10 protein-coding genes and 1 rRNA gene are annotated in these 8475 nt (G+C 31.5%); all 11 read right to left on the reverse strand.

What is annotated here, in order from left to right:
• Nucleotides 1-137 precede the first annotated feature (137 nt).
• A complete protein-coding gene (yajC, locus tag PHQ99_03335) occupies nucleotides 138-398 on the reverse strand; it encodes a preprotein translocase subunit YajC (protein ID MDD4288611.1) in 261 nt (86 codons plus the stop codon).
• A 143-nt stretch (nucleotides 399-541) separates the two neighbouring features.
• The gene (gene tgt / locus PHQ99_03340) at nucleotides 542-1660 is read right to left on the reverse strand and encodes a tRNA guanosine(34) transglycosylase Tgt (GenBank protein MDD4288612.1); all 1119 of its coding nucleotides are present in this window, start codon (nucleotides 1658-1660) and stop codon (nucleotides 542-544) included.
• A gap of 61 nt (nucleotides 1661-1721) precedes the next feature.
• Complete coding sequence (queA, locus tag PHQ99_03345; GenBank protein MDD4288613.1) at nucleotides 1722-2750, reverse strand: tRNA preQ1(34) S-adenosylmethionine ribosyltransferase-isomerase QueA; 1029 nt, start codon at nucleotides 2748-2750, stop codon at nucleotides 1722-1724.
• A gap of 64 nt (nucleotides 2751-2814) precedes the next feature.
• Complete coding sequence (locus tag PHQ99_03350) at nucleotides 2815-4224, reverse strand: SpoIID/LytB domain-containing protein (GenBank protein MDD4288614.1); 1410 nt, start codon at nucleotides 4222-4224, stop codon at nucleotides 2815-2817.
• A 51-nt stretch (nucleotides 4225-4275) separates the two neighbouring features.
• Entirely contained in the window at nucleotides 4276-4491 is a 216-nt protein-coding gene (locus PHQ99_03355; GenBank protein ID MDD4288615.1) for a DUF2905 family protein, read from the reverse strand.
• Nucleotides 4492-4515: 24 nt separating this feature from the next.
• Nucleotides 4516-5550, reverse strand: a complete 1035-nt coding sequence (gene ruvB, locus PHQ99_03360; GenBank protein MDD4288616.1) for a Holliday junction branch migration DNA helicase RuvB — start codon at nucleotides 5548-5550, stop codon at nucleotides 4516-4518.
• A 67-nt stretch (nucleotides 5551-5617) separates the two neighbouring features.
• Nucleotides 5618-6220, reverse strand: a complete 603-nt coding sequence (gene ruvA / locus PHQ99_03365) for a Holliday junction branch migration protein RuvA (protein ID MDD4288617.1) — start codon at nucleotides 6218-6220, stop codon at nucleotides 5618-5620.
• 47 nt (nucleotides 6221-6267) lie between these two features.
• Nucleotides 6268-6747, reverse strand: coding sequence for a crossover junction endodeoxyribonuclease RuvC (gene ruvC / locus PHQ99_03370; protein MDD4288618.1), 480 nt, complete (start codon nucleotides 6745-6747; stop codon nucleotides 6268-6270).
• A 12-nt stretch (nucleotides 6748-6759) separates the two neighbouring features.
• Nucleotides 6760-7509, reverse strand: coding sequence for a YebC/PmpR family DNA-binding transcriptional regulator (locus tag PHQ99_03375; protein ID MDD4288619.1), 750 nt, complete (start codon nucleotides 7507-7509; stop codon nucleotides 6760-6762).
• Between the two features lie 115 nt (nucleotides 7510-7624).
• Complete coding sequence (gene nadE / locus PHQ99_03380) at nucleotides 7625-8362, reverse strand: NAD(+) synthase (protein MDD4288620.1); 738 nt, start codon at nucleotides 8360-8362, stop codon at nucleotides 7625-7627.
• A gap of 22 nt (nucleotides 8363-8384) precedes the next feature.
• Nucleotides 8385-8475 (reverse strand): 5S ribosomal RNA (rrf, locus tag PHQ99_03385); the annotation flags it as partial.

The following is an 8475-nucleotide window of genomic DNA, read 5'->3' on the forward strand; positions in this document are numbered from 1 at the left end:
TTGATAAGTTTATGAATTTATAAATCAAAACATTTATAAAAACAAATTTGGGAATAATATATGACTTTTTTGCAAGAATAAAGGCAGGCTTAAAACCTGCCTTAAATATAATTTAATTTTTTTATCAATAATTCCTACTATTTATCTCTTTTTGAACCAATAGCATTTTTAGTAGTATTTATTTTAATATCTTTAGAGACTTCTAAAGTAAAAACATCACCTTTTATTTCTCTGATAATACCATATATACCACCAATAGTTATTACTTTGTCGCCAACTTTTAAGCCCTCTAGCATTTCCTTGTGCTTTTTCTGCCTTTGCTGTTGAGGACGTATTAGCATAAAATAGAAAATAGCAAATATTATAATCAAAGGCAAAAATTGTTCTAAACCACCCATATGTCTTTACACACCTTTCTTTATTAAAAATTCTTTTAAATTATACCTAATTAATTGTTTTTAAGCAAATATTTTAACTTCATTTTTCTCAATAATTTAATTATTCCTTACTATTGGGCCTTATGCAAATATTTTTTCATTTTTTATGAAAAATAACTTTCGTAAAATCTTTTTTTAAAAATATTGAAGTTATTTTTTTCGATAGCTATTTTGATATCTTTTACCAATTTGTTCATAAAGTAAAGATTATGAATTGTTCCTAAAATCGGACCAAGCATTTCATTTGCCATATATAAATGCCTTAAGTATGCCCTGCTGAAATTCTGACAAGCATAACAGCCACAATCATTGTCAAGAGGAGATAAGTCATCTCTATATCTGGCATTAGTTATAGAAATTTTTCCGGTACTGGTAAATAGACATCCATTTCTACCATTCCTGGTAGGCAAAACACAATCAAACATATCTATTCCCCTTGCCACCCCTTCAATAATAGATTGTGGTGCTCCTACTCCCATCAGATATCTTGGCTTTTCATCCGGTAAGCAGGTAATGGTCTCATCTATCATATCATACATAAGCTGTTTAGGTTCACCTACGCTTAATCCTCCCATAGCATATCCTGGAAATTCCAGATCAGTTAAATATTTTGCACTTTCCTGCCTTAAATCTGCAAAAAAACCTCCCTGGACAATTCCAAAAAGTGCCTGGCAATCCAAATTGTGATATTTTTGACATTCCTTTGCCCACTTATGCGTTCTTTTTGCAGCTTTCTCTGTTTCCAACCTTGTGGAGGGATAGGGCGAACATTGATCAAAAACCATTGCAATATCTGAACCTAAAGCCATTTGTATATCCATCGATTCTTTAGGCCCAATAAAGTGTTTTGAACCATCTATATAAGACTGAAAAGTTACTCCTTCATCTGTTACTTTGTTAATTTTTCCCAAACTAAAAACCTGGAATCCTCCACTATCAGTAAGTATTGCTTTGTCCCAACCCATAAAATTATGCAAACCACCAGCTTCTTTGATTAAATTATGACCTGGACGTAAAAAGAGATGGTATGCATTACATAAAAGAATCGAAAATCCCAATTCCTTAATAGATTGGGGTAATAATCCTTTTATAGTTGCCTGGGTACCTACGGGCATAAATACAGGTGTTTCGATAACACCATGCTTTGTTTCAAGAATCCCACATCTTGCTTTACTGTCTTTTTCTTGTGTTTTTTTTAAAATGGTATACTTAATAGACATTATCTTCCCAAGTTTATCCCCTTTTCTTATTATATTTTAAAAAATATTTAGAAACAATAATACATTAAAAAATTAGCATTGAATCTCCAAAACTATAAAATCGGTAATTTTGCTTAATAGCTTCCCTATAAGCGTTTAATAATAGTTCTTTCCCCGCAAAAGCTGATGCCAGCATCAGGGGTGTTGAACGGGGAAGATGGAAATTTGTTAAGAGTACCTTTATTATCCTATATTTAAATCCTGGATATATGTACAAGTCTGTCCATCTTGTCCCCTCTCTTATTATACTGTCTTTTATTGATATCGATGATTCTAAAGCCCTGGTTACTGATGTGCCCACTCCTATAATTCTTCTGTTTGTTTTTATTGCCTGGTTTAGTATTTTTGCATTCCTGTCAGTAATTGTATACAACTCCGATTTCATTATATGGTCTTCAATCTTCTCTTCATTAATCATTTCAAAAGTACCTCTGCCAATATGTAGAGTTAAAAATAATATTTCAACACCTTTACTTTTAATTTTATTTAGCAATTCTTTAGTAAAATGAAATCCTGCTGTTGGAGCAGCTATTGATCCTTCTGTACTAGCATAAACTGTTTGGTATAAATCAGAATTATCTAATTTTTTTTTGATATAGGGGGGTGTTGGCACTATGCCAATTTTGTGGAGTATCTTATTAAAATTATCACGTGCATTCATTTTTATTATATATGAGCCTTCATTATCATTTTTTTCAACTATTTCACCATTTAGCTCAGGTGAAAATATTATTTCAGTACCAATATGAATTCTTTTTCCGGGTTTTAATAGTGCTTTCCAATGATTATCAGCTAATTTATTAATCAAAAGGGTTTCAATTTTTCCACCAGTATTCTTTTTATTTCCATAAAGCCTAACCGGAATTACTTTGCTGTTATTTAATACTAACAAATCACCTGAATGTAAGAAATCATCTATCTGGTAAAACCTCTTATGCTGTAGAAAGCCAGTTTTTTTATCAATAATCATAAGTTTACTATTATCCCTTTTTGTTAATGGCTCCTGTGCAATATATCCCGGGGGCAAATAATAATCAAATGATTTGATATCCATTGTTAACCTCTACTTTTTATATGTTTAAATATTTTTTATAGTATATTAATCGTTTAGAATATTTTTAGTATATTTTTATTAAATCAATTCCCTGATAATAATATTTCAAGATTTCTTCATATGTATATCCTTGCTCAGCCATACCGTATGCACCCCATTGGGACAATCCTACTCCATGTCCGCTTCCTTTCCCGGATATATTGTAAGATATATTAACCTGTTGATTTATTTCTATATTTTCTTTTTTTACAGGTGTTTTAAGCTCTTTTTCTTCCTGGGAACGTTTCAGTAAACTTATTAATTCTTGTATAGAAAAATCTCTTTCCTCGCTAAGGATGCTACTTACCGTCATTTCCTTTTCTTTGTCAGCTATTTCTTGCTCTAATTGTTCTAAATTATAGTTTTTATCTTTACCTTCGTTTTCTTCTATTTTTATTGTTTCCCCAATTTTCTCGATTGTAAATAATGAACTTCTAACCATTGTAGGTCCTACAAGTAATCTAAAATCATTTGTTTTAAGGGTAATTATCTGTTGATTGCTATCACATAAATCAACAGATATAACTCTACCAGCATCGGTTTTTTCGCCAATTACAATATCTTTAACACTTTTTAATTCATAATTATTTTTTGCCAGCTTTTCTAAAATATCCTCTTCAGTAAGTACATAACTCCATTGATGGTTTGGGGGAGAAACAGTTAGTTCGAATTCAGACTGAACACTCCTCAAATAAGGAACATATCCACCCCAAACATCTTCGCTGTTTTCGGTATAACCGCCACTATCTGAATGATAAACAGCATTAATTGGTTCACCTTCATATGCAACTATAATTCCCTGTGTATCATTTACTGCTTTATTAGTTGCCTGGTGCTCAGAATTAACACCACCGTAAGCCTGACTGTTAGTTGTAGAACATAAATCATAACCATAATCGGCATATTTATCAATATTCGATAAGGCAAAAGTTCTTGCTGCTATGGCTTGAGCTTTTAAAACTTCTTCTGGCCATTCAGGAGATATCTCTTTTTTCAGAACCCCATATAAATATTTTTCTATTTCAATAATGTTTATAATATTAAGCAATGAATTATTATTAATAATTTCTATTTCGCCTCTATAATTTTTATCCCTAACCTTAATCAAGCCACCACTATTGGGAGTTAATCTGATTTTATCAATCCCGGGATAAGTTTTATTATTAACTGTTATATCACCTGACATTACAGACACAGTAATTTCCTTATTGCCCTCAACAGTTAGCAGAGTATTCATTGATGGTTCTTCTTTCAAAATAAAACCCTTATCACTTTTTAAATGAACATCATTACAATTCATAAAAATACCTACTCTAATAATTGGTATTTTGGCTTGGCAAACACATATATTTACAATGAATATTGAAATTATAAAAATTAATGTATAAATTAACTTTCTCATATGTATTTTTGCAAATACTTTATCTTGTTTCATTTAATACCTCTTTTTTTTATTCATTAATTGACTGCTATGGTAGACAGGATATTATTTTCGGAAAATCCTTAATAAAATTGTTAGCAGAATGCTTATTAAAATACACCAGCCTAATGGGAAATAAAAAACATAATTTTTCCCTTTTATTAGAATGTCTCCTGGTAAACGAAAGTTAAAGGAAGGTATTTTTCCTAATATAAATAAGATAATTCCTAAAAGCGCTATAATAATTCCTATTATGATTAATGTTTTTGAAATTGAATTAATATCCCACATATTTAATATAAATAATCAGAAAAGAGATGAACTGTCTCCTTCAAGTAGATTTGAGTAATTTTCTTGAAAATATTTATACGCCATTTCTGTTGTTCTTCTTCCCTGAGGAGTTCTGGATAAAAATCCCTTTTGTAAAAGATATGGTTCATGAACATCACAAATAGTATCTTTGTCCTCGTTAATCGATGCAGCAAGTGTCCCCAGGCCTACTGGTCCTCCCTTGAATCTGTTTATTATTATTAATAATAATCTCTTGTCAATTTCACATAATCCATTATTATCAATGCCCATATTTTTTAGTGCAAAATTGGCTATGTTTTCACTGATTATACCTTCCCCCTCTATTTGAGCAAAGTCACGTATTCTTTTTAATAGCCTGTTTGCAATTCGTGGAGTTCCTCTGGATCTTCTTGCAATTTCCAGGCAGGCTTTGTCTTCAATTTCTATATTTAATATTGTTGCAGTTCGATTAATAATTTCCTTTAATTCATTTTCATGATAATAACCCATTCGTGAAATTACTCCAAAACGGCTTCTCAGAGGAGATGTAATCAAACCTGTCCTTGTTGTAGCCCCAATAAGGGTAAACTTCGGAAGGTCAATTCTAATGGACCTGGCACTTGGACCTTTACCAATTAAAATATCCAGAGCAAAGTCTTCTAAGGCAGGATACAATATTTCCTCTACCGACCGATTCAATCTGTGTATTTCATCGATGAACAATACATCCTTTTCTTTTAAGTTAGTTAATATTGCCGCTAAATCTCCGGCCCTCTCTATAACAGGTCCTGAGGTCATTTTGATGTTAACACCCATTTCTCTCGCTATAATATTTGCTAACGTAGTTTTTCCTAAACCTGGTGGCCCATAAAGAAGAATATGATCAATAGGTTCATCTCTCTGTAATGCAGCTTTAATATAAATATTGAGGTTGTCCTTAACACTTCTTTGACCAATAAATTGTTTTAACAATTTTGGTCTTAGATTTATTTCAGTTTCAGTTCCTTCTTTTTTTAAATCACAACTAATAAGATCTTCTTTTTCAATCATTTAAAATATCCATATATTACTTGTTTTATATTTCTTAAACTTTTCAATGAAAAAAGCTTAGATTACTTTAATCATTTTTATCTTTATTCAAGGCATTCTTAATCAAATTTTCCAAACTTGCAGAATTGCTATTTTTGTTTTTTTGATAGGCATTTACTACTCTTTTTTTTGCCTCTTTTTCTTGATAACCTAATGTTTTTAACGCCTCAATTGCGTCATTAATAAAGTCTTTTGGATTTAATTCACTGGAAATGATATCTCCATCAAAACTGGATTTTTTAAACTTTTCTTTCAATTCTAAAACAATTTTTTTTGCCATCTTTTTCCCAATACCGGAAATACTGCTTATTAGATTTAAATCTTCCTCCAAAACAGCATTGTGAAAATTTTCAGCTCCCATATTAGAAAGAATATTTAAAGCCATTTTTGGTCCAACTCCTGGTGCCTCAATTAAAACCTTGAAGAAATTTCTGTCTGTCTCAGTGCTAAACCCATACAATACCAATCGGTCTTCCCTGACATATAGATAAGTAAATACTAATTGTTCGCTATCATTTAAAATAAATTTACTAATAGACGGTACATTTACTTGATACCCGACTCCATTTACATCAACAATAATAAAACCGTTATCCTTGTTACAAATCTTGCCTTTCAAAAAAGATATCATTAACATCCTGCCTAATATTTTTAATTAATAAACAATCATTGTTTATATTAGTAATATGGATTTTTGGAATTGATATGGCAAATAGCTACTGCAAGTGCATCTGCAGCATGATCAGGCTTTGGTATCTTGTCTAAACATAACAATATCTTTACCATTGCCTGAACCTGTGCTTTACTCGCCCTCCCATAACCAACTACCGCTTGTTTTACCTGTAATGGTGTATACATTTTGAGGTCAATTTCAAGTAAGGTGGCAGTTAGGGCTACAGCTCCACATACTTTTCCAACATCTATCGCACTTCGTGTATTTTTACTAAAAAATATCTCCTCAAGTACAATTTCATGAGGAGAATATGTTTTTATCAATTTTTCAATTTCAATATGGATTTTTTTTATTTTTTCTAAATAGCTCTCATTTATTTTATTAGTAATACAACCATATTCAAGAGATCTCATTTTATCTGCTTTAATTTCAACTAATCCATACCCAGTATGATTAAGCCCTGGATCAATTCCTAAAATAATCAAGTTTTTCCTCTATTATTGAGATGAAAGTTCTTCCATTATTTGTTCATCAATATTAAAGTTGGCATATACATTTTGCACATCATCATTATCCTCTAACTGTTCCATCATGCTCAACATTTGTTCAGCTTTCTTACCTTCCAAGTTAACAGTGGTCTGAGGAATCATAGTTATTTCAGCTACTGAATACTTAATTTTATTGTCATCTATTATTTGTTTAAATTTTTCAAAATCTGTGGGTGATAAAGTGATTTCAATATTTTTATCATCTGTTTCAATGTCATCAACTTCAACTTCCAAGGCAACATCAAGAAGTGTATCCTGGTCAATATTTCCTTTGTCAAAAACAAAAAGTGCTTTTTTGGTAAACATCCAAGCTACGCAACCGCTTGAACCTAAATTACCACCATGTTTTGTAAATATCCTCCTGACCTCCGAAACTGTTCTGTTACGGTTATCAGTTAATACTTCAATTAACACAGCAACGCCACCAGGTCCATATCCTTCGTAAGTAACTTCTTCATAAGATACTCCTTCAATTTCACCTGTTCCTTTTTTTATTGCTCTTTCTATGTTTTCATTTGGCATGTTATTCTCTTTAGCAAGTTGTATTGCATTGCGGAGTTCAACATTTGCATCCGGGTCACCGCCATTACGAGCGGCAACAGAAATAAGACGATTAATTTTTCCAAACAATTTCCCTCTTTGGGCATCTGCTTTCCCTTTTTTTCTTTTTATTGTACTCCATTTTGAATGTCCGGACATAAAAATACCTCTTAGTGACTTATTAAATTTTTTTTATTTTAGCATATAAAAAAAACTGTTGCAATTTATCCATAACCAGATAGTGATTACATAATCTTATAATTTGAAATAATTTTTAAATTTCCGGGATTGGAGGCCTTGTTCGTTTATGTTCACTTACTCTGTTCATTTGTAATATTTTGTTTTCTATTTCCTTATCTTCCACTTTTCCGGTTTTTAAAAAACTATCTAATATGGCATAACTAAATCCCATTTCATTTTCATCAGTCTGATTTTCCCACAAACCCGCAGTAGGAGGCTTTTCTATTATGCTTTTAGGTACAGACAGTTGTTCAGCCATTGCCCTTACTTCAACCTTTAAGATATTACCTAAAGGTAAAATATCAACACCTCCATCTCCGTATTTTGTAAAATAACCTATTGATAATTCACTCTTATTTCCAGTTCCAACTACCAAGCAATCTAATATACTGGCATAATAATAAAGTACAATCATTCTTAATCTGGGTTTTATATTTGCTTTTGCCATTTTATCGCCTTCAGTTTCCATAATTAATAGCAGTTGATTATAAATTGCAGTAAGATCAATAATTTTATAATTTATATTATATTTATTAACTACCTTTAGCGAGTCTTCAATATCCAATGTATTACTTTCGCAGGGTAAGATTAAAGCCATTACATTATCAGGAAATACTTTCTTACATAATGCTGCTATTACTGCAGAGTCTATTCCTCCGCTTAATCCAAATATAGTACCTTTTTTTTCTGCAGATATTACCTTTTCTCGAATCCATTCAGCAATTCTGTCAATCTTATAAATTATATTTTTTCTTTCAATTTCAATCCCCATACTTCCCCCCAAATAAAAAAATTCCCGGCAGTGTCCTACTCTCCCACAGAAAAGACTGCAGTACCATCGGCGCTGGAGGGCTTAACTACTGTGTTCGGGATGGGAACAGGTGG

The sequence above is a fragment of the Atribacterota bacterium genome (genome assembly GCA_028703475.1).
In the GTDB taxonomy this organism is placed as follows: Bacteria; Atribacterota; Phoenicimicrobiia; order Phoenicimicrobiales; family Stramentimicrobiaceae; genus JAQVMU01.